Raw genomic sequence first — 22,929 nt, forward strand, 5'->3', positions numbered from 1 at the left:
CAATTGCGGTCTCTATTTTTTTTATCAAGTAGCTAGTATCAAGCAGTGTTGACTTACTATATTCTCGCGCCAGATTTCTTAAATGAACTTCTTCTTCTCATTTACCGCTTTGCGCAGCAACACAGAAGCACGATAACGGTCTTCGTGATAATCGTTGTACAACTGATCTAAAGTATCCAGCACTTCTTCAGCGCCCAGTTCATCACACCATTGCAGCAAGCCTTTCGGATAGTTCACACCTTTTGTCATTGCCAATTCCAGATCAGCTGCCGATGCAATATTTAAATGCAATGCTTCCACCGCTTCATTTATCAACATAGCGACGACACGGTCTACAATTTGCTGGCCCAAAGCAGTGTCTTTATTTGGTTCCGGCATTACTGCGCCCTCAGCATAATTATAAAAACCCCTGCCTGTTTTACGACCCAGCCAGCCTGCTTCCAACAAACGTTTCTGTGAGAAAGAAGGTTTATACCGCGGATCAAAGAAGAAGGAACTAAACACAGTTTCTGTTACTACATAGTTTACATCATGGCCAATATAATCAGTCAGCGTAAATGGTCCCATACGGAAACCGCCGAGTTCGGTCAACGCCCAATCAATTGTTGCGATGTCTGCAATACCTTCTTCGTAAATACGAATTGCCTCACCATAGAAAGGACGCGCAACGCGGTTTACGATAAAGCCAGGTGTATCTTTTGTGATTACCGGCGCTTTACCCCATTTCAGCATCAGTTCTTTGGCCAGCGGGATTAATGATGGTTCTGTTTGCACTGCAGGAATGATTTCCACTAATGCCATCAACGGCGCCGGATTGAAGAAGTGTAGCCCCATTACACGATCAGCCTTTGTACACGCGGCAGCAATAGAAGTAACTGAAAGCGAGGAAGTATTAGTCGCAAGCACACAGTCGGCATTTACAATTTTTTCCAGTTCAGAAAAAACAGCTTTTTTAACATCCAGTCGCTCAACGATTGCTTCGATGATCAATCCGCAATCTTTGAAAGCACCCATTTCTGCAGCGAAAGAAAAACGTCCGATGATTTCAGTCGCATTATTGATCTTTCCTTTTTCCTGCAATTTATTCAGCGTAGCAGTAAGGTTATTTTTAGCTTTTTCGAGTGCGGCGGCGTTGCTGTCGAACAACACAACGCTATGACCCGCCATTGCGGCTACCTGCGCAATACCTGCGCCCATAGCGCCTGAACCAACTACACCAACTACAATATTATTTTGAAGCATTGTTTCGTTTTTATAAAAAGAAAAAGGCTGACGTTTCAGCCAGCCTTGATAATTATGTTTTGAATTAAGCGGGCATTTTCTTGATCTTCAAAATGCTCCAGTCTGTATTTTCAGCAACAATAGTATTTTTCAGTTTACCCAGACCATCGATTTCCATTTCTACAACATCACCCGGCTGCAGCCATTGTACTTTATAATTAGGATCGTTCAGCAAACCAGTACCGTTTAACTCCAGGAAACAACCCGTTCCTACAGTACCACTACCAATTACATCGCCCGGCAGAATATCTGCACCATAAGCACAACGTTCTACGATTTCGGCGAATGTCCAGTCCATATCCGCCACGTTGCCTTCGCTTACCAGTACACCATTCACCCAGCATTTCATACCGAGATTATAGTTATTACCAACGTGGTTTGGTTTCGCAGGAACTTTATACGCTTCCAGTTCATCTGGAGTAACCAGGATCGGACCGATCACTGTGCTGAAATCTTTACCTTTTGCAGGGCCGAGATTGAGCAGCATTTCTTCCATTTGCAGGGTACGCGCACTCATATCGTTCATAATCATGTAGCCGGCGATATATTGGTCCGCTTCTTCAGCTTTTATGTTACGGCCTTTTTTGCAAAGCACCACCGCAGCTTCCAGTTCAAAATCAAGCTTTTGGAAATGATCCGGCATGCATGGAATTTCACCGGGACCCTGAATCGCATTGTGGTTAGTAAAATAGAAAATCGGATACTGGTCAAATTCGGCGATCATGTCCACTTTACGATTACGGCGTGCTGCAGCAACGTGCTGACGGAATGCATAACCATCGCGGCAAGAAGTTGGGTTTGGAACAGGAGCCAGAATGGTAGCTGTTTCAAAAGCAATGCTTTCTATATTGATTTTGCCGGATTTGATATCAGCTTCTGTACCACGGGCAATATCCACTTTAGCTTCCCAGTCTTTCAGTAACTCCATCATAGTAGACGGAAGTGCAGCGTTCGCAGTATTTGTATTGTACAGTTTATTGTCAATCAAAAAAGCAAGCTGTTCCTTGCCTTGTCTTGAATAAGTAACCAGTTTCATGTTTCTCTATTTGCGGCCGTAAAAGTAAGATGATTTTTAAACTTTTGCCGGCTGGCCCATTAACTACAGATTTAAAAAAATATCGTATATATTGATTAAATTTAACAGACATCTAACATAAACATTAAACCCAATACATTTTACCACAAATTCATTGCCTCAGACATTCATTTCAAATAATATGTACCAATGCAAAAGAAAATTTTTACACTCATCTTTCTGACCTTTCTTTCTTTTCATTCGAAAGCCACCTTCACCCCAGTAACGCTTACCGGATTTAATGGCGACGCAATTGCAAACGGAATAGGCAATGCTTCTGCTTCTACAACTGTAGATGTAGATGGCGTAAACTATGCTTTTGTCGCGCAGGATTTTCAGGCTACCTCTTCCAGTCCCGCTCCAAGTTATTACCTGCCCACAGGTGGCGCACTTACCAGCTTGCTAACTCCAGGCCTGGGATTTCAACTCGCCAGCTATAGCAGCAACAATGTACTTCGCCTCAGCGGGTCTACCTCAACGACAAACACAGGAACACTTTCTTTTGCAACGGCACAGACTGCCGGCGAATTGTATGTGTTATGCACATCAGGCAGCGGAAATTCAACAGCTACAATCACCGTAAATTTTACCAACAGCACTTCTCAGACTTTTACCAATATCAGTGTTCTGGACTGGTACAATGGTACTGCCAGCGTAGCCGGTATTGGCCGGGTAAATACGACCAACAATATTACTGAAGGAACTAGTGCGAATCCTCGCCTTTATGAGGTGAAGCTCACACTAAGCAGTACTAACTACAGCAATCAGATTGCGAGCATCACCGTTACTAAAACTTCCACTAGTACGGAAATTCTGGATGTGCTGGCTGTCAGTAAAAATGATGTCTGCACTGGCACACCAACAACTACCGGCATTACGCCAAGCCCTGCAACTGTTTGCTCCGGCAATGCTGCTGTGCTGACGGTTAACGGCGTTCCAACTTCCGCAGGTATTACCTATCAGTGGCAATCTTTAAGCGGAACAACCTGGGGCAATATCGCAAGTGCAACTTCCCAAAGCTATACAACGCCGGCATTAACCGCACAGGCTATTTACCGTTGTATTGTTACCTGCTCCGGAAGCTCACTCAGTGTTACAACGAATCCAGACACCGTAAATGTGGCAACCTCTTTCACACCGCCATATCTCGAAACTTTTGAGAGTATCATAAACGATAATGATATGCCAAACTGCATGTCAGGAACGCACGTCGGAACTTATATCTACACACGGTCTGCTTCTATAGGGAATAATACGGGCAACCATACGCCGGGCGGTACAAAATATGCTGCATTCAGATATAGTTGTCAGGACACCATGTTTACTCCGGCGCTGAATCTCACAGCGGGAACTACCTACCAGATCGGGTTCTGGTATAACACCGACGGACTAAGCGGATGGACGACCCTGGGTGCGGCAATAGGCACTACACCGAATAGCGCCGCGATGACGACCACAATAGGCACGCCACTTTCGGGCCCGACAAATATGACATACCAGCAATACACTGGTACATTTACGCCAACGACAAGCGGCGTCTATTTTGTAGGTATTTATTGCAAAGCGAATAGCATTCCATGGTATATCAGTATCGATGACATCAGCGTAAACATTTCTACTTGTGCAGGTACGCCAACAGCAGGTACGGCTGCAGCTTCTGTAACGGGAGGTTGTGCCGCTACCAACTTTACACTGAGCATTACCGGAGGCTCCACCGGAAGCGGTATCAGTCGCCAATGGCAATCTGCATCTTCCGCAACCGGCCCATGGACAAACCTTGCAAGTGGCACCACAACAACCTATAGTGTAAGCGGCATCACAGCAACTACTTATTACCGTAATTATGTAAGCTGCTCAGGATCTGGTCTTGGAGATACTTCCAATGTTGTAACAGTAAATAAATACCCACTTGTCTACACAGCCACTACAAGTGGCACTGTCTGTGCGGGCAGCAATGTTACATTGAATACCAGCAATCCTACACCTGGCGCAACCTACCAATGGAGCGGCCCTAACAGCTTTAGTGCCACTACCGCATCCGCCATAATCAACAATGCGACAACGGCGGCCAATGGTTCTTATACATTAACTACGACCGTAAATGGCTGTACGGCAAGCCAGTCTGTTACTGTAACGGTGAATCCGAAACCGGTGATTACCGCTACCGGCACCAACCCAACTACCTGCGGTGGCACCAATGGTACACTGATAGTTTCCGGACTCACTGCCAATACTGCGTACGTTATTGCCTATACATTCAACAGCTCCGCGTCCACGCATAATATCACCACCACGGCAACTGGCAGTTATACATTTACCGGTATGAGCACAGGCACTTACAGCAATATCAGCGCCACCTCAGCTGCAGGTTGTGTTTCTGACCCGGTGAATCCGGTAACAATTTCCAATCCTGTATCAGTACCCGATCCTATTGCTGGCAGCAATGCTCCGATCTGTACAGGCGCTACACTCTCGCTGAATGCCAGCTCCACGCTTTCGGGAGTTGTTTACCACTGGTCCGGACCAAATGGCTTTACAAGCACCACACAAAATCCTTCTATCAGTAACGCAACAGTGGCTGCATCCGGCACTTACACCGTTTATACTACTTATCAGGCATGTACGTCCAATACTGTTTCTGTAAATGCAGCAGTAAATCCGAAGCCAAATGCAAATATTTATGTGAGCAACAGTACAACGATCTGTCAGGGCAGTTTTGTAACGTTGTCTGTTAGCACCGTTGCACCGGGTAATACTTATCAGTGGCAAAACAATGGGGGCAGCATCGGTGGTGCTAACGGTAATACTTATGATGCCAATGCCGACGGTAATTATCGCGTCATCGTAAACAATGCATCTGGTTGCTCTGATACATCGACTGTAATTCCGGTTACTGTAATTGCGTTGCCTGCAAGCGCCATCACGCATTCAGGCCCGTTGACGATCTGCCAGGGTAATTCGACCTTACTTGAAGGACCAACTGGAACTGGCTATTCTTATCAATGGTATAAAGATGGCTCACAAATTTCTGGCGCCACAAATATCGATTACAGCGCTAAAAACGCGGGCTTCTATACATTGATTGTTACGGGAACAGGCGGCTGTAATGCTGTTTCTGCGGGTGTAACAGTTACGGTATCAACGCCGGTGACGCCAATTATCACTTTTGACGGAAGTGCACTCAGCACAAGCGGTTTTGCCTCTTATCAATGGTACAAAGACAACACGCCAATTCCGGGCGCTACCAATGCGACGTTGACGATTACTTCAAATGGTTATTACACCGTTACAGGCACTGATGCAGCAGGATGTACAACTATGTCTGCTATGGCATTGATCTCAACCTTGAATGTAGGCAACCTGACGGTAAATGGTAATGATGTAAACATCTATCCAAACCCAGCCAGCACAATGGTTCATATCGATGCTGCTGCTAAACTGAACGTTCAGATCCGTAATCTCGAAGGCCAGACAGTTATGACCAAAAAAGCTGCAAGTGATATCGACATCTCGGGTATCGCTAATGGGGTGTACATGATCTCGCTCACCGATAAAGATGGCAATCTGATTAAAATCGACAGACTGATAATCGTCCACTAATCCATATTTCAAATGCTGATTGAACTGCCGGAGGTTTTCTTCCGGCAGTTTTTTATGTCCGGCAGCTGACATGATACAATTCACATATATATCTCTAATAAACTTAACCCATAACTAACATTAATATTATTCAAGATGCTTTTCGCCGTACATTGGGCAACTTTTTAGTTTTACCCAAACCAAACATGCAAATGCAAAAAAAACTCTTTACGCTCATTTTCTTGACCTTTCTTTCACTGTCCTCGAAAGCTACATTTACACCAATCACACTCACTGGATTTAACGGCGATGCTATCGCAAACGGAATCGGAGCTGCTTCAACTTCTACGACGGTAGACATAGACGGTGGCAACTATACATTCATTGCACAGGATTACCAAACGACAGCTAATGATCCCACTCCCACTTATTACCTGCCTACCGGCGGCGCAGTCAACAGCCTGCTGACCTCAGGCCTCGGATTTCAACTGGCCGGCTATAGCGGCAACAACGTACTTCGCCTCGACGGCGCCACTACTGCGACTACAACTGCAACCCTGACTTTTGCAACTGCACAGACAGCCGGGGATTTGTACGTGTTGTGTACTTCAGGCAGCGGTACTTCTACAGCGACTTTTACGGTAAATTTTACAAACAACACTTCCCAGACATTCACTGGCATTGATGTTGACGACTGGTACAATGGCACTGCAAGTGTCGCTGGTATCGGCCGCATTAATACAACCAACAACGTTCCGGAAGGGAATTCTTCTGACCCACGTCTTTATGAAGTAAAACTGTCGCTCAACAGTTCCAATTACGCTAATCAGATATCAAGCATTACCGTAAGCAAAACATCTACTGGTGGCGAAGTACTAGTTGTACTCGCTGTTTCTAAAAACGATGTTTGTTCCGGCACACCAACCGCGGGCAGCATTGTTGCCAATCCAGCAACTGTTTGTTCTGGCAAAAGCAGTCTTCTGACGCTTTCCGGCACTTCCAGCTCAGCAGGTCTTACTTATCAGTGGCAATCTTATAATGGCACCGCCTGGAACAATATCACCAGCGCTACTGACAATAACTATACTACAGATCCGCTTACAGCGCAGGGTATTTACCGTTGTACTGTGACCTGTGTGGCAAGTACATTAAGCAGCACAACGAATCCGGATACAGTAAATATAAGTGCAGCGATGACGCCGCCATATCTGGAAACTTTTGAGAGTATACAGAACGATGAGGATTTGCCCGATTGTATGTCGGCAACAAATATGGGCAATTACGTGCACACCTTTACATCTCCAAACGGACATAACTCGGGTAACCATACGCCGAACGGCAGCAAATACGGCGCTTTCCAATGGAGCTGTCAGGACACCATGTATACGCCCGCCCTCAATCTAACCGCAGGTCAAATATATAAGGTGTCTTTCTGGTACAATACGGATGGTTTAACAGGATGGAATACCCTGGGCGCGGCAATCGGCGCCTCACCGAACAGTACTGCAATGACTATTCCTATTGGTACTGCTATTTCGTCTCCGGCCAACACAACTTATCAGCAATACACAGGCACATTTACCCCAACGACCAGCGGCGTTTATTTTGTAGGCATTTATTGCGGCGCAACTTCCAACCCCTGGTACATCAGCATTGATGACATCAGCGTGGTGCCATATAGCCCATGTACCGGCACTCCTACTGCTGGCGTTATTTTAGGAGATACTTCAATCTGTATGGGTGATTCTACGGAACTGAGTCTTTCCGGAGCTACCACCGCTTCCAGCCTTACGTACCAGTGGCAAACTTATAACGGTACTACATGGGTAAACGTTACTACAGGTTATAACGCTACTACCGACATCTACACAACAATACCACTTTCTTCAGACGTGCAGTATCGTTGCTCAGTTACCTGCTCCGGAAATACGGCTTATACGGCGCCGGTCACAGTACATGCCGGTCCTTCGAACATTCCTTATACAGAAGACTTCGAAAGTATTCAGAACGATGATGATATGCCAAACTGCATGAGTTCAACCAGCACAGGTACTGAAGTACTTACTTATACGACTTCAACGGGAAGTTATAATCAGGATAACCACACTCCAGGCGGCAACAAATTTGCTTCATTTAAATGGTCGTGCAGCGATTATCTGTTTACGAAAGGCCTCAACCTTATCGGCGGTCAGACGTACAAACTCTCATTCTGGTACATCACAGACGGCAATGCAGGATGGAATACACTCTCTGCTGCTTTTGGCACTACAGCATCTGCTGCGGGAATGACCGGAACAATTGGCACAGCGATCAGCAATCCTACGAATACAACTTACCAGCAGTTTATTGGCACATTTACGCCAACGACCAGCGGTGTATATTATTTAGGAATTTATTGCGATGCAACTTCCAACCCATGGTATCTCAGCATCGACGATATCAACGTAATCGTGTCTCCTTGTAATGGTACGCCAACTGCAGGTACAGCAGCAGCTTCTGTAGCAGGTGGCTGTGCAGGTACCAACTTTACATTGAACCTTACCGGCAATTCAACAGGCCTGGGCATTAGTGCTCAATGGCAGTCTGCGCCTGCTGCAAGTGGCCCTTGGACCAACTTAGCGAACGGCACCACGACAACAGATAGTGTAACTGGTATTGCAGCTACTACTTATTACCGTGCTTATGTCGCTTGTTCCGGTTCTGGATTAGGTGATACTTCAAACGTGGTAACGGTAAATCAATATCCGCTGGCTTATACTGCTACAGTATCTGGCGCAGCCTGTGCCGGCACCAATGTAACTTTGAACACAAGCAATCCAACAACCGGCGCTACTTATTCGTGGAGCGGCCCGAACAGTTTTACTGCCAATACAGCATCTGCAACAATCAACAATGCAACCCTTGCTGATAATGGTGCTTACACATTGACCACTTCAATCAATGGTTGTACAGGAAGTGAATCCGTTACGGTAACCGTAAATCCAAAACCTGTGATCACCGCTGCGGGTACTAATCCTACAAGCTGCGGCGGCAATGATGGTACGCTCACCATATCAGGACTGGATGCAAACGCAGCTTACACGGTTGCGTATGACCTGAATAGTTCCACAACGACCGCGAACATCACGAGCACAAATACTGGCGACTATACGTTTACTGGTACGAACGCAGGAACTTACGATAATATCATTGCAACATCTGTCGCGGGCTGTACTTCTGACCCTGCAAATCAGGTAGTGATTACAAACCCTATAGCGATGCCGGATCCTACGGCAAGCAGCAACGGCCCGGTTTGTGCTGGCGCAGACCTTGAACTCGATGCAGCGTCTACACTTTCTGGTGTTACTTACCACTGGTCTGGACCAAACGGTTTCATCAGTACTATGCAGAACCCAACTATTCCTGGCGCAACAGCAACGGCTTCTGGCACCTATACAGTTTATACTACTTACCAAAGCTGTACTTCTAATACGGTTTCTGTAAATGCTGTGGTAAATGACAAACCAGATGCAAACGTTTATACAAGCGGCAGCACAACAATCTGTCAGGGCACTACCGTAACATTATCTGTTGCTACGGTGACAGGCGGTAATACTTATCAATGGCAAAACAACGGCACTGATATCGCAGCTGCAAACGGTGCAACTTACGATGCATCTGCAGACGGACATTATCGAGTAATCGTTGAAAGCCCATTCGGATGTTCTGATACATCTGTTGCAACACAAGTTACTGTGGAGAGCGCACCAACAAGCACTATTACTTATTCCGGCTCACTTACTATCTGTCAGGGCAATTCTGTTGTACTCGACGGCTCTGCCGGAAACGGTTATAGCTACCAATGGTATAAAGATGGCAACCCAGTTTATGGCGCTACCAGCATCAGCTACACTGCTACTACCGGTGGTTACTACACACTGATCGTTACAGCGTCGGGTGGTTGTAACGCAGTTTCGGCAGGTGTAACTGTAGTCATAACTGTTCCAACTACGCCAATTATCAGTATGAACGGCACAGAACTCAGCACTACTGGTTTTGCGTCTTACCAATGGTATAAAGATGGCAATCCAATTCCAGGCGCTACAAATGCTACACTAACAGTTACAACCAATGGTTACTATACTGTTGCGGGAACTGATGCCGGCGGATGTACCAATATGTCGGCAATCGCCCAGGTTTCTACCCTGAGTGTCGGCAACCTGACGGTAAACGGAAATGATGTAAACATCTATCCGAACCCGGCCAGCACAACAGTTCATATCGACGCTTCAGCCAAACTGGATATACAGATTCGTAATCTCGAAGGGCAGACGATTATGACTAAAAAAGCGGCAAGCGATATCGATATTTCGGGTATTGCAAATGGCGTGTACATGATCTCACTCACCGATAAAGATGGCAATCTGATCAAGATCGACAGACTGGTGATTGTCCACTAGTCCTTAAATTCAATATACTTTGAACTGCCGGAGGTTTTTCTTCCGGCAGTTTTTATTTATGTTCGTATCGCTAAAAATTAAACGCCTCGTATGAAAAAAGCAGCGCTCTTAGTAACCTTACTGATTTTGTCTCTTTCCGTTTGGGCACAAAAAACAAAAGTTGTGATTACTACCGATTATGGTAAAATCACGATGATGCTGTACGATAATACACCGCAGCATCGCGATAATATGATCAAACTGATCAAAGAAAAATTTTATGACGGTACCTTATTTCACCGTGTGATTCCCGGATTTGTGATTCAGGGCGGCGACCCTGATTCTAAAAAAGCAGTGCCTGGTCAGGCATTGGGTGAGGGCGATCTGAAATATAAAATCCCTGCGGAGATCAATGACGAAGACTTTCACCAGCGTGGCGCATTAGCCATGGCCCGCGATGAAAATCCGGACAAAGCTTCTTCTGCCTGTCAGTTCTATATTGTGGTAGGAAAAAAATACACAGATGCAGATCTGGATAAAATTTCCCAGCGCAATGGCAGAAAATTCTCGACGACGCAACGCGAAATGTATAAAACAGAAGGCGGCACACCTAACCTGGATGGCAGATATACGGTATTTGGAATGGTAACATCCGGAATGGATGTGGTAGATAAAATCGTAGCCGAACCACGTGACAGCAATGATCGCCCAAAGAAAGATATTCATATGATCAGTGTCCGCATCGTGAAAAAGCACAAATTCCTGATCTTCTAATTTGAAAAATCCTGCTCAACGGCAGGATTTTTTGCTTAAGCACAAATCGTAAATTCGCAACGTGGCTATTGAAAATCTAAAAAAACTGCTCGACGAAAAAGTCGCACTATATAATCAACCGGCTTTTATTGAGAAAGATCCGATAATCATTCCGCATTCGTTTTCAAAGAAACAGGACGTTGAAATTTCCGGCCTTTTCGCCGCGGTATTGGCCTGGGGAAACAGAACAGCCATTATTAACAGCAGTAAGAAATTAATGCAATGGATGGATAACGAACCTTACGATTTCGTTTTGAACCATCAGGAAACCGACCTAAAGCCTTTCCTGCATTTCGCACATCGTACATTTAATGCAACAGATGCATTGTACTTCATTCATTTTCTGCAATGGCATTATCGTCAGCATGACTCCTTAGAAGATGCTTTTGTGCCAACAAAAACTTATACAGAAAACACAGTAGAGCAGGCACTCATTCATTTTCACAATTATTTTTTCTCGATCGAACATCCGGAAAGAACAAAAAAGCACATTGCCACACCCGCACGTAAATCGGCCTGCAAGCGTATTAATATGTACCTGCGCTGGATGGTGCGCAAAGACAACAAAGGTGTAGATTTTGGAATCTGGAAAAAGATAAAACCGAGTCAGCTCGTTTGTCCGCTCGATGTACATGTAGCAAGAGTAGCGCATCGTCTCGAACTGTTGGAAACTAACAAGTCGGACTGGAATAATGCGCTACAGCTCACTCTGCAATTACGCCAGCTCAATCCCAAAGATCCGGCGATTTATGATTATGCCCTGTTTGGCCTTGGAATGGCCGAACGTTTCTAGGCAAAAATCTCATGTTCAAGAACGTTCTTCAACCCTTGCTTTGCAGGCAACCCTTCTACTTCTTCTTTCTCAAGAATAGCATCTGGATAAAGGATCAGAGAAGTATTGTTGTTTTTCCACCAGTCGCTTTTCAGGCGGGAAAAATGAACGATACCAACGATAGAGCAACGTTTATCATTGCTTGTCCACTCTTCTATGCGTTCAAATAATTCGTGGCGCACCTGAAATAAGCCATCAAAACTTACATATACGCGCAGGTAAAAATCATCAGTCAGCTCAGCAGTGAGTCCACTGTTTTTCTTTTTGTATTCGTATTTATAACCGTAACGCAATGCAGAGAGATCGCTCAATACAGCAGAAGCTGTAGGAAAGCCCCCCGCGCCTTTTCCGTAGAAAAACTGCTTGTCTGCCAATCCACTTTCAATCACTACACCATTGTACTCGTTCTTCACATTATACAGCTGGTTTTCTTTAGTGATAAACTGAGGCAAAACAAAAGCCGCTACTTTACCGCTGCGCAATTTTTTTGCTTGTGCTACCAGTTTGATTTCATATTGTTTCTCCTTCGCAAAAACCGCATCCTGCGCGTGCAGCAAATGAATGCCGGAATGCACCAATTCCGTTGGGTGAGAAACAATGCCGTAAGCATGCACCAACAATAACGTGAGCTTGTTTACCGCATCAATACCTTCAATATCCAATGCGGGATTGCTTTCTGCGAAACCTTCGTCCTGCGCCAGTTTTAAAGCTGCAGCAAATGAAAGCCCATCTTCGGCAATACGTGTGAGGATATAATTTGTTGAACCATTTACAATGCCTTGCACACCTTGCAACAGATCATTGTCATAGTATTCTTCCAGATTGCGGATTACCGGAATACTCGCACAACAACCGGCTTCATAGAGGAATGGCGTTTTATTTTCCTTTTGCAGTGCCAGCAATTCCGGCAAATGTTCTGCAATCAGTTTTTTATTCGCGCTCACTACAGCTTTTCCGCTTTTCAGCGCACGGCTTACAATGTAGAATGCTGCGTCCGCATCATCAATCAGTTCTATGATCACGTTGATGGAAGGATCGTTGAGCAATACCTCCGCGTCTGTAGTAAATAATTCAGCCGGTGCGTTTCTCTTTTTCTCCGGATGTTTGATGCAGACCTTTGTGATGCTTGCATTCAGCGATGCCGTTTGCTGCAACACTTTATAGAGCCCTTCACCTACTACACCGAAGCCGAATAAACCAATATTGAGTTGTTTTTGTTGAATAGACATTTGGTAAGAATTTTATGTTGTTAAATAGTTTTATTGATTGTAAAGATGTTTTGTTTGATCGCGTTGATCACACCGACTAACTATGCTGAACCGCTATCTAAAAAGAGTGACAAGATGTGGCGTATAATTTTTCCGTCGCGAAATCAGATTGCAACGTCATCCCCACAGCTCTGCTGTTTGGGAATTCCTCGCAATGACCCGCAGAGGGTTATAACTCGCGTTGAGTAACACATAATCCCGGTCATCCCGAGGTACGACGTGGGGATCTGATTTCGGGTATAATACTCGCGCTGTTTCTCAAACTTGTCATTGGCACTCAGAAAGCAACCCGCAGAACTTAGGGCTACGATCAAATACTCGCGGTTATGTAGTTGTTAGATTCAGTATGCGCATGCACACGTTGCAATGCCTGATCAATATCTGCAATCAGATCCTCTGGGTCTTCCAGACCAATGCTCAGACGAATCAGACTGTCAGCTACACCAGCAGCTCTGCGTTTTTCAACGGGCACCGATTTATGCGTCATGTTTGCGGGATGGCAAAGCAAACTCTTGATCCCTCCAAGACTTTCTGCCAGCTTGAACAGACTTGTATTGCACACCACTTTGAATGCCGCATCTTCTGTATCATTTTTCAGCGTGAAAGAAATGACGCCACCGAAACCACTTTGTTGTTTTACAGCAATATCATGATTCGGATGTGATGGTAAGCCCGGATAAAACACCTGATCTACCAATGGATGCGTTTGCAAATACTCAGCAACGATTTGTGCATTCTTGCAGTGCTTTTCCACGCGCAGCGGCAATGTTTCAATACCGCGGATTACCAGCCAGCTATCATTTGGCGATAAAACGGCGCCGCTTGCGTTCTGTATAAATTTGATCTGCTCTCCAAGTTCAGCAGTGCGGGACACTACAATACCTGCAATGAGATCGCTGTGACCACCCAGATATTTGGTGGCGCTGTGCACAATAATATCCGCACCCAGTAAAATTGGTTGTTGTAATGCAGGAGAAGCAAATGTATTATCTACACAGAGCAGTAAATTATTTTGCTTCGCAACTTTCGCAATGGCCTCAATATCGCTGATCTTCAAAGTCGGATTGGTAGGCGTTTCCAACCAGATCAGCTTTGTTTTTGGCGTGATGGCATCGATCACGTTCGTAACATCTGTTGTGTCTACATAGTTTACGCGAATGCCAAATTTCTCGTAGATCTTCGTAAACAAGCGGAATGCGCCGCCGTAGATATCATCAACCGCTACAATTTCATCGCCGCTTTCCAGGAGTTTTACCACAGCATCGATCGCCGCAAGGCCGCTGGCAAATGCTGATGCAGCTGCACCACCTTCCAGCTTTGCCACAATCTTCTCCAGTGTTTCACGCGTCGGATTATTGCTGCGGGCATAATCGTATCCCTTGTTCACGCCCGGCGCTTGTTGCACGAATGTAGACGTCTGATAAATCGGCACTCCGATAGAACCTGTCAGCGGATCAACGGGAATACTGTGGATGAGTTCTGTAGCCTTGCTCATATCGTTTGGTTTGTTTTTGAAGTTTTGAAAATCTTACAAACACGTACCAAAAGAGGCTTACCGGACAAACCTTTCTATCGCACGGTATCTAGTACAGGTACAATAAAAAAGCTCCTCCGATAAGTCAGAGGAGCTTTAGTTATATTTTTCAGCTAAGCTGTTTTATTTAAACTATTGCATCTGACTTATCTATCACACAATTGTGTGATGGAATTAGCACCAGCTTCCCGTTGTTAAAAACGAGAGAGGTTGCTAAGGCTTCGCAGGGCCATTTCCCTCTGCCTTTCTTGATAAGTGACGTTGTAAAGAACTGATGCAAATGTAGCATCACGATTTTCAATTTTCCAAATTTTAAATAAAAATTTTTTTTCGAATTATCTGAAATCGTCTACAGTAGCGCGTTTGGGCAGGTATAAAAAATCTCCTTACCATATCCATCGCATTCCACGCATTAATTCATCTGATGTTCTCAGTTTCATCGACTAATTTTGCAGACATCAGATGTTTTTATGAAAAACGACAAACAGAAAAAATCTTCCAGCCTAGCTGATTTTGTAATCGAAAAACTGCAAAAAGAAATTGCCTCCGGAAAATTCAAAAAAGGAACAAAAATTCCACCGGAACCGGAACTGATGGAACGCTACAATGTAGGCCGCTCTACGATTCGCGAAGCAATCAAAACGCTCGCAAAACAAGGTATGCTGAAAGTACAGCAAGGATCCGGGACATTTGTAACCGGTGATAAAAACACTGCTGAGCCGCTGGAACAAAAATTGCGCAAAGCCGCAGCTAAGGAGATAAACGAAGTAAGCACACTGCTTGCGAAAGAGACTGCGCGTCTTGCCACAATCAACAGAAAAGAGAAAGATGTGAAAGCACTTGTGCAAACACTCGGCGAAAGAGCAAAAGCAATAGGTGCTGCAGAATATGACGCTGCGAAGGAAGCGGATGTACGTTTTCATTCCATCATCGCAAAAACATCTGGCAATACGGTAATGGCGGATCTGTACGAAACATTCACCCAAAGCATCCGCAATCGCGATAAAAGCCAGAATGTTTCATTCTTCCAATCCACCCAAAAACTGCTGGAACAATTGTTAACTGCCATCCAGTCTCAAAACGAGAAAAAAGCAGCGACCATTATTTCACAGTTACCACAATAAACAACAATAATGTCCATTTTAGTATTTACCCTGATCCTGCTGGTGGGCGCTTTTGCCGCCGGCTTGCTGGGATCACTTACAGGACTTGGCGGCGGTGTAGTCGTTATTCCACTGCTTACATTAGGTTTCCATGTTGACATTCGTTACGCAATCGGCGCTTCGCTTGTCGCATCAATTGCCACTTCTTCCGGCGCAGCTTCTGCTTATGTGAAAGAAGGAATCACCAATATCCGGATCGGGATGTTTCTGGAGATTGCAACTACTACCGGTGCGGTAATAGGCGCGCTATTGGCGGCATATGTAGCTCCGGGAATTGTAGCCGTACTCTTTGGCTTTGTACTAATTTTTTCCGCAATCATGTCGCTCAGAAAAAAAACAGAGCACCTCGAATTGTCTGATACTAGTCCGCTGGCGCAAAAATTGAAACTCAACGGCAGCTATCCAACTGCCGAAGGAAAGGTTTCTTATTATATCCGGAAAGTACCTGGTGGCTATATTCTAATGACTATCGCAGGTGTTATCAGCGGTTTACTGGGCATTGGTTCGGGTGCGCTTAAAGTGCTGGCAATGGATGTGGTCATGCATATTCCGTTTAAGGTTTCTACAACCACCAGCAATTTTATGATCGGTGTTACTGCCGCCGCGAGTGCGGTCGTGTATCTGCAGCGTGGCTATATTGATCCGGGCATCGCCATGCCGGTAATGCTGGGCGTACTGATCGGCGCCATGAGCGGATCTAAGATTCTGGTAAAGGCCAATACTCATAAACTACGTCAGATTTTTGCTGTCGTGATTGTATTCCTCGCATTTGAGATGATCTATAATGGTTTAACCGGTAAAATTTAATCGTATGCTGACTAAAAAATACTGGCAGGATAAAGATGTTGCTTTATTGGTAGGCAAAACCTTACGCACAGGCGTGCTTTGTGCAATGGGTATTACTATTGTCGGCGCGCTTATTTATCTGTTTCACAATGCTGGCGGCAAGCCGGAATATCATGTGTTTAAAGGGGCTGACCTTTCACTTCGTCACTTACCAGGGATTCTGACTGGTGTTACTCATTTCGACGGCATGGCCATTATCCAGCTAGGTGTCGTCATATTGATCGCCACTCCGGTAGTTCGCGTGATGCTTTCTGCAATCGGCTTTCTTATTGAAAAAGATTACATGTACGTATTTATTACACTACTTGTACTAAGCATCATTATCGGCAACATGCTGGCCGGTCTTGGCGGGTAATATTCCCCAGCAACTTACAGTCATCCGTTTTAAGCAACACTTCAGATGATACAATATTATAATCCTGATATGCACTGCATATCAGGATTATACATTTTTAAGAATTGTTATTTTCATACAAACGATGGCTTTCGATCTATAAATCCTGATTTTTTGAGCTAACTTGCACGCCCATCCTTCCAACTGAATGGACTTACCAGAAGGCAAAAAAATTTATTTCGCTTCCGATTTTCATCTCGGCATTCCCGACCGAGCCAGTAGTCTGGCACGTGAAAAACGCTTATGCGACTGGCTAGATACAATCAAGGCAGATGCAGCACAGCTGTACCTTGTTGGTGACATTTTCGATGTTTGGTTCGAGTACAAAAATGTAATTCCGAAAGGTTATACGCGCTTTCTTGGAAAGCTGGCAGAACTTTCTGACGCCGGTCTTCATATTGAAGCATTTACTGGCAATCACGATCTCTGGATGCGTGGTTATTTTCAGGATGAACTGAATATTCCGGTGCATCACGAACCAGTTGAGCGTACATTTAATGGAAAGAAATTTTTTATTGGCCACGGTGATGGCCTCGGCCCTGGTGATCATGGATATAAATTCCTGAAGTCCATTTTACGCAACCCGTTTTCACAATGGCTTTACCGCCGCATCCACCCCGATACAGGCGTTGGAATGGCTGGCTGGTTCAGTCGTCTTGGCCCTAAGCATGAAGATGGTAAAGAAGAAGTTTTTCAAGGCCCGGAAAAAGAGTGGCTGGTACAGTTTTGTCTTGAAAAATTAAAAGAAGAGCATTTTGACTATTTCATATTCGGACACCGTCATATAGCTATAGAATATCCGCTGCCGCAAAACAGTTTATATGTAAACCTCGGCGACTGGATTCGTTTTAATAGTTATGGCGTGTTTGATGGCCAAAATCTACGGTTACAGTATTATAAAGCGAAGCACTAGTTATGCAACGTACCTTGATAATGATTCGTCATGCCAAATCGAGCTGGGCTAATCCGCTGCAAAGCGATTACGACCGTCCGCTCAACGAACGCGGCTTGCACGACGCACCTATGATGGGAGAACGATTGAAGAAAAAAGGATTGATTCCTGATCTGATTATTTCCAGCACGGCGAAAAGAGCTGCACAAACAGCAAAGAAAATTGGCGCCGCGGTTGGTTTCAGTGAAGAAAATATTCTTTGGAAAAACCGTTTGTACCAATGTATCCCTTCAGTGTTTGAAGAAGTGATCCAGGAAATTGACGATGCTATCCAAACAGTTTTTGTTGTAGCACACAATCCGGGCATCACTGATTTTGTAAACGAACTCGTACCTGGCTTCCGCATTGATAATATGCCTACCTGCGCAATGGCAGGTGTACATGTTTCGGCAGAATCCTGGAGTGATTTTCTACACGCACAGAAAGAAGTTTTTTTATTTGATTACCCCAAGAAGCAACCATGACCGCAAAGACGACTACGACAGTAATCAGCACACTCGAAAAACTATTTGAAGAACATTTCGGTAAGCCATCTGAAGAAATCACCGCATTGCCAGTATCTGGCTCTGATCGCCGATACTACAGACTTTCCGCAGGCAGCACTACTGCTATTGGTACTTACAACGCCAATGTAGCGGAAAACAATACTTATTTCTATTTCACGGAACTTTTTCGCAAACACGAAATCAATGTTCCGGAAGTTTATAAAACCAGCAAAGACCGTCGTTCTTATCTGCAGCAAGATGTAGGTAGTACTACGCTTTTTGACCAGCTGATGAAAGAAGGTCTGACGGATGAAGTGCGTAAGAACTTTCACAAAAGCCTGGAGCAACTGGCGCGTGTACAGTGGATCGCTGGTCGTGAAGCAGATTTCAACCAATGTTTTGCCACCCGTCAGTTCGACGAAAAAGCAATCATGGGCGACTTGCTGTATTTCAAATATTATTTCGCCGACTTGCAAAAGGTGCACTACGATCGTCAGACGTTGATGGGCGAAATGGAACTTTTGAGTAAAGAACTCGGCCGCATTCAGCCGCAAATGCTGATGTATCGCGATTTTCAGAGTCGCAATATTATGCTGCACGAAGGCAAACTTTATTTCATAGACTATCAGGGCGGCATGCAAGGACCGCCACAATATGATATTGCGTCTTTACTCTGGCAAGCCAAAGCAAAATTGCCCGCTGCCTGGAAAGAAGATCTGCTGAACGGCTATATCGCAACACTCAACAGCCTGCCAATTCCACGCATGGACGAAATTCACTTCCGTCGTGGATATACGCAGTTTGTATTGATACGTTTGCTGCAAGTCCTCGGTGCTTACGGTTTCCGCGGTTTACTGGAACACAAGCCACACTTCCTGAGCAGCATCGGTCCGGCGCTGAAAAATCTGGAAGGTTTCATTTCTGATAATCCACAGTTATTGCCTTCTTATCCGGAACTGCGTTCATTGCTCGAAAAAATCAGTACTCCTGAAATTCAGGCTCGCTATGGTGGTGCAAAAACCGTAGCGGAAGAAGTAAAACTGAAAGTGGAAATTTCCAGTTTCTCTTATAAAGTAGGCGGCGTTCCGAAAGATAAAACCAGTCACGGTGGCGGTTATGTTTTCGATTGTCGTGGCATTCTGAATCCAGGCCGCTATTCGGCATATAAAACGCTTACAGGTCAGGACGAATTAGTGCGTCAGTTCCTTGATAAAGAAACCCAGATGCCGGAATTCCTGCAACACGTATATGGTTTGGTTTCTATCAATATCGATGACTATATCGCTCGTGGATTTGAGCATTTAAGTGTTGCATTCGGTTGTACGGGTGGCCAACACCGCTCTGTTTACGCAGCAGAATCACTCGCTAAATTTATCGAATCTAAATACCATGTTCCAGTAACAGTGACCCACCATAACCAACAGAAATGGGTACTTGCTTCTGAGCAGTTAAATGGTTAATTGGATAAAGGGTTAAATCAGTCGGTGATTGGGTAAATGGTTAAAACAGTAAAACTGTAAATCAGTTGTTGTGTGACTCGCGACGTATTAACCTTTTAACAGCTTAACGTTTTATCCTGCGCAACGACGAATTAACTTCAACGAAATAAGATTAAAAAAAAATGCCCCGCAATTTGCGAGGCATTTTTTTTTAAATCTTATTTCTGGTCATCACCCAGTGCTTTGCGCGGATTGCGCTCCAGCACTTCGTCAACCATACCGTAATCTTTTGCTTCCTGTGCAGTCATCCAGTAATCACGATCGCTGTCCTTTTCTACTTTGCTGAATTTCTGTCCGCTGTGGTTAGCGATAATTTCATAAAGTTCTTTTTTCAGCTTCACGATTTCACGTGCAGTGATTTCGATGTCGCTTGCCTGACCTTCAGCGCCGCCTAATGGCTGGTGAATCATCACACGGCTGTGTTTTAGTGCAGTACGTTTACCTTTTGTACCAGCGCACATCAGTACGGCAGCCATAGAAGCAGCAATACCGGTACAGATAGTAGATACATCAGGGTTAATGATCTGCATGGTATCATAAATACCCAGACCAGCGTAAACGCTACCACCCGGACTGTTGATGTACATCTGCACATCGCGGTTACGGTCAGTGCTCTCCAAGAACAGGAGCTGAGCAGTTACGATATTCGCTACATAGTCATTGATCGCTTCGCCCAGGAAGATGATGCGATCCATCATCAAACGGGAAAATACGTCCATGGAAGCTACGTTAAGCGGACGTTCTTCAATGATATAAGGCGTTAATGCCGATGGAGATTTTATCAGAGAAGAAGTATAATTGTCTAAAGCAAGACTGCTGATGCCATGATGTTTAATGGCATATTTGCGAAACTCATTTGAATTCATAAATCGTATTTTTGAACTTGAAGGTTTTCAAAAAATAATAAGGCAAATTTTAAACCATTATAAATATAGTGTCATTACGGCACTTTTCAATTTCACAATTTGGCATTTCGGCGATTTCGGTATGACTTAATTAATCATATCTAAATATTTATCTTGCCCGACTGCCAAATCTGCGACAACTAAATATGAAAATGGCGAAACTTACTCAGACAGAGTTACTTGAAATATTCCAAGCAGTCAAAAAAGAAATGAAACCTTATGAAAAAGGAACGATTGTAGCACGGTTCGATATAGAAGGCAAATATGATCTCTGGAGCGAAAAGAAAGGTATCAACACTTATGGACGCATCCGCGATGAAGTGGCATTTGCCGCCGCGATTGTACAAAGCACTTACGTAGGATTTTATTTCATGCCTGTTTACAGTTCTGAAGAAATCAAAAGTAAAATGCCCGAAGAATTAATGAAACTGCTAAAAGGCAAAGCTTGTTTCCATATCAAAAAGAATGATCCGGAAATTATGAAGCAGATCGGAAAAGCCCTGAAAATGGGACATGCTGGGTACGATAAGCTCGGCTGGATTTAAATAATGGACAATTGACAGTTGACAATGCTCATCGCGATTGTCACCCTGAGCGGAGTCGAAGGGTTTCTTGCGGATTGTTTCCACGCAAAGACTCGAAGGTTTTCTCTCACGGCGGCACAAAGGCGCTAAGCCCTTATTTACGTTTTACGAAACTCACAATTGACAACTCACCACTCACAAAATTGACTATTCACGGTGCCACGCACAATCCTTCGGCTACGCTCAGGATGACTCCGCGCAAGATTTTGAATTTTGACTTTTGAATTTTGACTTTGAAATGCAACTCACACTCGACATAAACATTCCCGCTTTACCAAAGCGCATTACTTACATCGATCAGCTTTTCCTGATTGGGTCTTGCTTTTCGGAAAATATGTATGAAAAACTGGCGCACCATAAATTTCAGGTGTTGTCTAACCCGCATGGTATTCTGTTTAATCCACTAAGTGTAACTCAAAGCCTGGATAGCTATATTGACGGAAAAACGTACACAGCCGGGGATCTGTTTCTGTTAAATGAATTGTGGAATAGCTGGGATCATCATACGCGGTTTTCAGATGTTAGTCAGGAAGAAGCGCTGCGCAAAATCAATACATCACAGGCCGAGGCGGCAAAAGCCATTCGCAAAACCAATTACCTGATCATCACTTTAGGCTCTGCATTTCAATATTATCTCAAAGAAAGCGGCCGCCACGTTGCCAACAACCACCGTGCGCCGGGACAATGGTTTGAGAAACGGCTTTTACCCATAAAAGAAATCACAGAAGCATTATCCAATACGCTCCAAAAGCTTATTGTCGTCAATCCAAATGTACAAATCATCTTCACAATCAGTCCGGTACGGCATATCAGAGATGGGGTGATAGATAATAATCGCAGCAAAGCGCGTCTGTTAGAAGCTGTACACGAATTATGCGAATTATTTCCTCAGGCGAATTATTTCCCTGCTTACGAATTGATTATAGACATTTTGCGTGATTACCGTTTTTACGATATTGACTTCGTGCATCCCAATTATCTGGCGACGAATTTCGTTTGGGAACATTTCGTAAAATCCTGCATTTCAGATGATACTAAAGATTTAATGAAACAGGTTTTAGACATAATGACCGCCCGCAATCACAAAACACGCTTTCCGCAAACAGAAGCACACAAGACCTTTTTGTCTAATTATACAGCCAAAGTGTCCAGCCTTTTAAAACAATATCCGTATCTGAATTTGCAAGATGAGCTGGCTTATTTCCAGAAAAAGGATTGACGGATTTTCTACAAATGGTTAAAAAATACCCCGTTTCCTCAAATCACCCTATAAATCACATATCCTAAAACATAAATAACCT

Annotated in this window: 17 protein-coding genes and 1 riboswitch; of the genes, 12 read left to right on the forward strand and 5 right to left on the reverse strand. The window is 44.4% G+C overall.

All coding sequences use genetic code 11. The annotated features are described in order from the left end of the window. Positions 1-78: 78 nt before the first annotated feature. On the reverse strand, positions 79-1,242 hold the full coding sequence (locus tag DN068_RS10165) for a 3-hydroxyacyl-CoA dehydrogenase NAD-binding domain-containing protein (protein WP_207798903.1): 1,164 nt from the start codon (positions 1,240-1,242) through the stop codon (positions 79-81). A gap of 64 nt (positions 1,243-1,306) precedes the next feature. Then, on the reverse strand, positions 1,307-2,317 hold the full coding sequence (locus DN068_RS10170; RefSeq protein WP_110998808.1) for a fumarylacetoacetate hydrolase family protein: 1,011 nt from the start codon (positions 2,315-2,317) through the stop codon (positions 1,307-1,309). 189 nt (positions 2,318-2,506) lie between these two features. Between DN068_RS10170 and DN068_RS10175 the strand changes: the two genes are divergently transcribed. The 4 genes from DN068_RS10175 (at position 2,507) to DN068_RS10190 (ending at position 11,959) form a co-directional block, all read left to right on the forward strand. Then, positions 2,507-5,956, forward strand: a complete 3,450-nt coding sequence (locus DN068_RS10175; protein ID WP_110998809.1) for a beta strand repeat-containing protein — start codon at positions 2,507-2,509, stop codon at positions 5,954-5,956. 191 nt (positions 5,957-6,147) lie between these two features. Beyond that, positions 6,148-10,374, forward strand: coding sequence for a T9SS type A sorting domain-containing protein (locus DN068_RS10180; protein WP_165836351.1), 4,227 nt, complete (start codon positions 6,148-6,150; stop codon positions 10,372-10,374). 90 nt (positions 10,375-10,464) lie between these two features. After that, on the forward strand, positions 10,465-11,127 hold the full coding sequence (locus DN068_RS10185; protein ID WP_110998811.1) for a peptidylprolyl isomerase: 663 nt from the start codon (positions 10,465-10,467) through the stop codon (positions 11,125-11,127). Between the two features lie 61 nt (positions 11,128-11,188). After that, a complete protein-coding gene (locus DN068_RS10190) occupies positions 11,189-11,959 on the forward strand; it encodes a TIGR02757 family protein (RefSeq protein ID WP_207798905.1) in 771 nt (256 codons plus the stop codon). On the opposite strand, the gene DN068_RS10195 is transcribed toward DN068_RS10190, so the two are convergent. Beyond that, positions 11,956-13,227, reverse strand: a complete 1,272-nt coding sequence (locus tag DN068_RS10195; protein ID WP_110998812.1) for a homoserine dehydrogenase — start codon at positions 13,225-13,227, stop codon at positions 11,956-11,958. The genes DN068_RS10190 and DN068_RS10195 overlap by 4 nt on opposite strands. Before the next feature lie 349 nt (positions 13,228-13,576). Beyond that, positions 13,577-14,761, reverse strand: coding sequence for a trans-sulfuration enzyme family protein (locus DN068_RS10200; RefSeq protein ID WP_110998813.1), 1,185 nt, complete (start codon positions 14,759-14,761; stop codon positions 13,577-13,579). 182 nt (positions 14,762-14,943) lie between these two features. After that, positions 14,944-15,058: riboswitch (SAM riboswitch) on the reverse strand. Positions 15,059-15,270: 212 nt separating this feature from the next. Here DN068_RS10200 and DN068_RS10205 point away from each other — a divergent pair. From DN068_RS10205 to DN068_RS10230, 6 genes are all read left to right on the forward strand, one after another. After that, positions 15,271-15,924 carry a FadR/GntR family transcriptional regulator gene (locus tag DN068_RS10205; protein ID WP_110998814.1) on the forward strand — a complete coding sequence of 218 codons (654 nt, stop codon included), beginning with the start codon at positions 15,271-15,273 and terminating at the stop codon, positions 15,922-15,924. Between the two features lie 9 nt (positions 15,925-15,933). Continuing rightward, positions 15,934-16,770: a sulfite exporter TauE/SafE family protein gene (locus DN068_RS10210; RefSeq protein ID WP_110998815.1), complete on the forward strand. Its 837-nt coding sequence runs from the start codon at positions 15,934-15,936 to the stop codon at positions 16,768-16,770. Positions 16,771-16,774: 4 nt separating this feature from the next. Then, positions 16,775-17,164, forward strand: a complete 390-nt coding sequence (locus DN068_RS10215) for a DUF1634 domain-containing protein (RefSeq protein WP_110998816.1) — start codon at positions 16,775-16,777, stop codon at positions 17,162-17,164. A 187-nt stretch (positions 17,165-17,351) separates the two neighbouring features. After that, positions 17,352-18,116, forward strand: coding sequence for a UDP-2,3-diacylglucosamine diphosphatase (locus tag DN068_RS10220; protein WP_110998817.1), 765 nt, complete (start codon positions 17,352-17,354; stop codon positions 18,114-18,116). Between the two features lie 2 nt (positions 18,117-18,118). Then, positions 18,119-18,619: a SixA phosphatase family protein gene (locus DN068_RS10225; RefSeq protein ID WP_110998818.1), complete on the forward strand. Its 501-nt coding sequence runs from the start codon at positions 18,119-18,121 to the stop codon at positions 18,617-18,619. Next, entirely contained in the window at positions 18,616-20,100 is a 1,485-nt protein-coding gene (locus DN068_RS10230; RefSeq protein WP_110998819.1) for a RapZ C-terminal domain-containing protein, read from the forward strand. Before DN068_RS10225 ends, DN068_RS10230 begins: the two co-directional genes overlap by 4 nt. 197 nt (positions 20,101-20,297) lie before the next feature. On the opposite strand, the gene clpP is transcribed toward DN068_RS10230, so the two are convergent. After that, positions 20,298-21,005, reverse strand: a complete 708-nt coding sequence (clpP, locus tag DN068_RS10235) for an ATP-dependent Clp endopeptidase proteolytic subunit ClpP (RefSeq protein WP_110998820.1) — start codon at positions 21,003-21,005, stop codon at positions 20,298-20,300. 191 nt (positions 21,006-21,196) lie between these two features. On the opposite strand from clpP, the gene DN068_RS10240 reads away from it, so the two are divergent. Then, on the forward strand, positions 21,197-21,589 hold the full coding sequence (locus DN068_RS10240; protein ID WP_123985303.1) for a DUF1801 domain-containing protein: 393 nt from the start codon (positions 21,197-21,199) through the stop codon (positions 21,587-21,589). A gap of 277 nt (positions 21,590-21,866) precedes the next feature. Continuing rightward, positions 21,867-22,847, forward strand: coding sequence for a GSCFA domain-containing protein (locus DN068_RS10245; protein ID WP_110998822.1), 981 nt, complete (start codon positions 21,867-21,869; stop codon positions 22,845-22,847). Positions 22,848-22,929: the final 82 nt, after the last annotated feature.

Origin of the sequence: Taibaiella soli (genome assembly GCF_003236175.1) — a bacterium.
Classification (GTDB): Bacteria; Bacteroidota; Bacteroidia; order Chitinophagales; family Chitinophagaceae; genus QKTW01.

Bases quoted from the DNA above. Each gene is read 5' to 3' on its own strand.
- DN068_RS10180 (WP_165836351.1), top strand. From the start codon at position 6,148: ATGCAAAAAAAACTCTTTACGCTCATTTTCTTGACCTTTCTTTCACTG.
- DN068_RS10210 (WP_110998815.1), top strand. From the start codon at position 15,934: ATGTCCATTTTAGTATTTACCCTGATCCTGCTGGTGGGCGCTTTTGCC.
- DN068_RS10215 (WP_110998816.1), top strand. From the start codon at position 16,775: ATGCTGACTAAAAAATACTGGCAGGATAAAGATGTTGCTTTATTGGTA.
- DN068_RS10170 (WP_110998808.1), bottom strand. From the start codon at position 2,317: ATGAAACTGGTTACTTATTCAAGACAAGGCAAGGAACAGCTTGCTTTT.
- DN068_RS10230 (WP_110998819.1), top strand. From the start codon at position 18,616: ATGACCGCAAAGACGACTACGACAGTAATCAGCACACTCGAAAAACTA.
- DN068_RS10200 (WP_110998813.1), bottom strand. From the start codon at position 14,761: ATGAGCAAGGCTACAGAACTCATCCACAGTATTCCCGTTGATCCGCTG.
- DN068_RS10185 (WP_110998811.1), top strand. From the start codon at position 10,465: ATGAAAAAAGCAGCGCTCTTAGTAACCTTACTGATTTTGTCTCTTTCC.
- DN068_RS10240 (WP_123985303.1), top strand. From the start codon at position 21,197: ATGGCGAAACTTACTCAGACAGAGTTACTTGAAATATTCCAAGCAGTC.
- DN068_RS10220 (WP_110998817.1), top strand. From the start codon at position 17,352: ATGGACTTACCAGAAGGCAAAAAAATTTATTTCGCTTCCGATTTTCAT.
- DN068_RS10225 (WP_110998818.1), top strand. From the start codon at position 18,119: ATGCAACGTACCTTGATAATGATTCGTCATGCCAAATCGAGCTGGGCT.
- DN068_RS10165 (WP_207798903.1), bottom strand. From the start codon at position 1,242: ATGCTTCAAAATAATATTGTAGTTGGTGTAGTTGGTTCAGGCGCTATG.
- DN068_RS10245 (WP_110998822.1), top strand. From the start codon at position 21,867: ATGCAACTCACACTCGACATAAACATTCCCGCTTTACCAAAGCGCATT.
- DN068_RS10195 (WP_110998812.1), bottom strand. From the start codon at position 13,227: ATGTCTATTCAACAAAAACAACTCAATATTGGTTTATTCGGCTTCGGT.
- clpP (WP_110998820.1), bottom strand. From the start codon at position 21,005: ATGAATTCAAATGAGTTTCGCAAATATGCCATTAAACATCATGGCATC.
- DN068_RS10175 (WP_110998809.1), top strand. From the start codon at position 2,507: ATGCAAAAGAAAATTTTTACACTCATCTTTCTGACCTTTCTTTCTTTT.
- DN068_RS10205 (WP_110998814.1), top strand. From the start codon at position 15,271: ATGAAAAACGACAAACAGAAAAAATCTTCCAGCCTAGCTGATTTTGTA.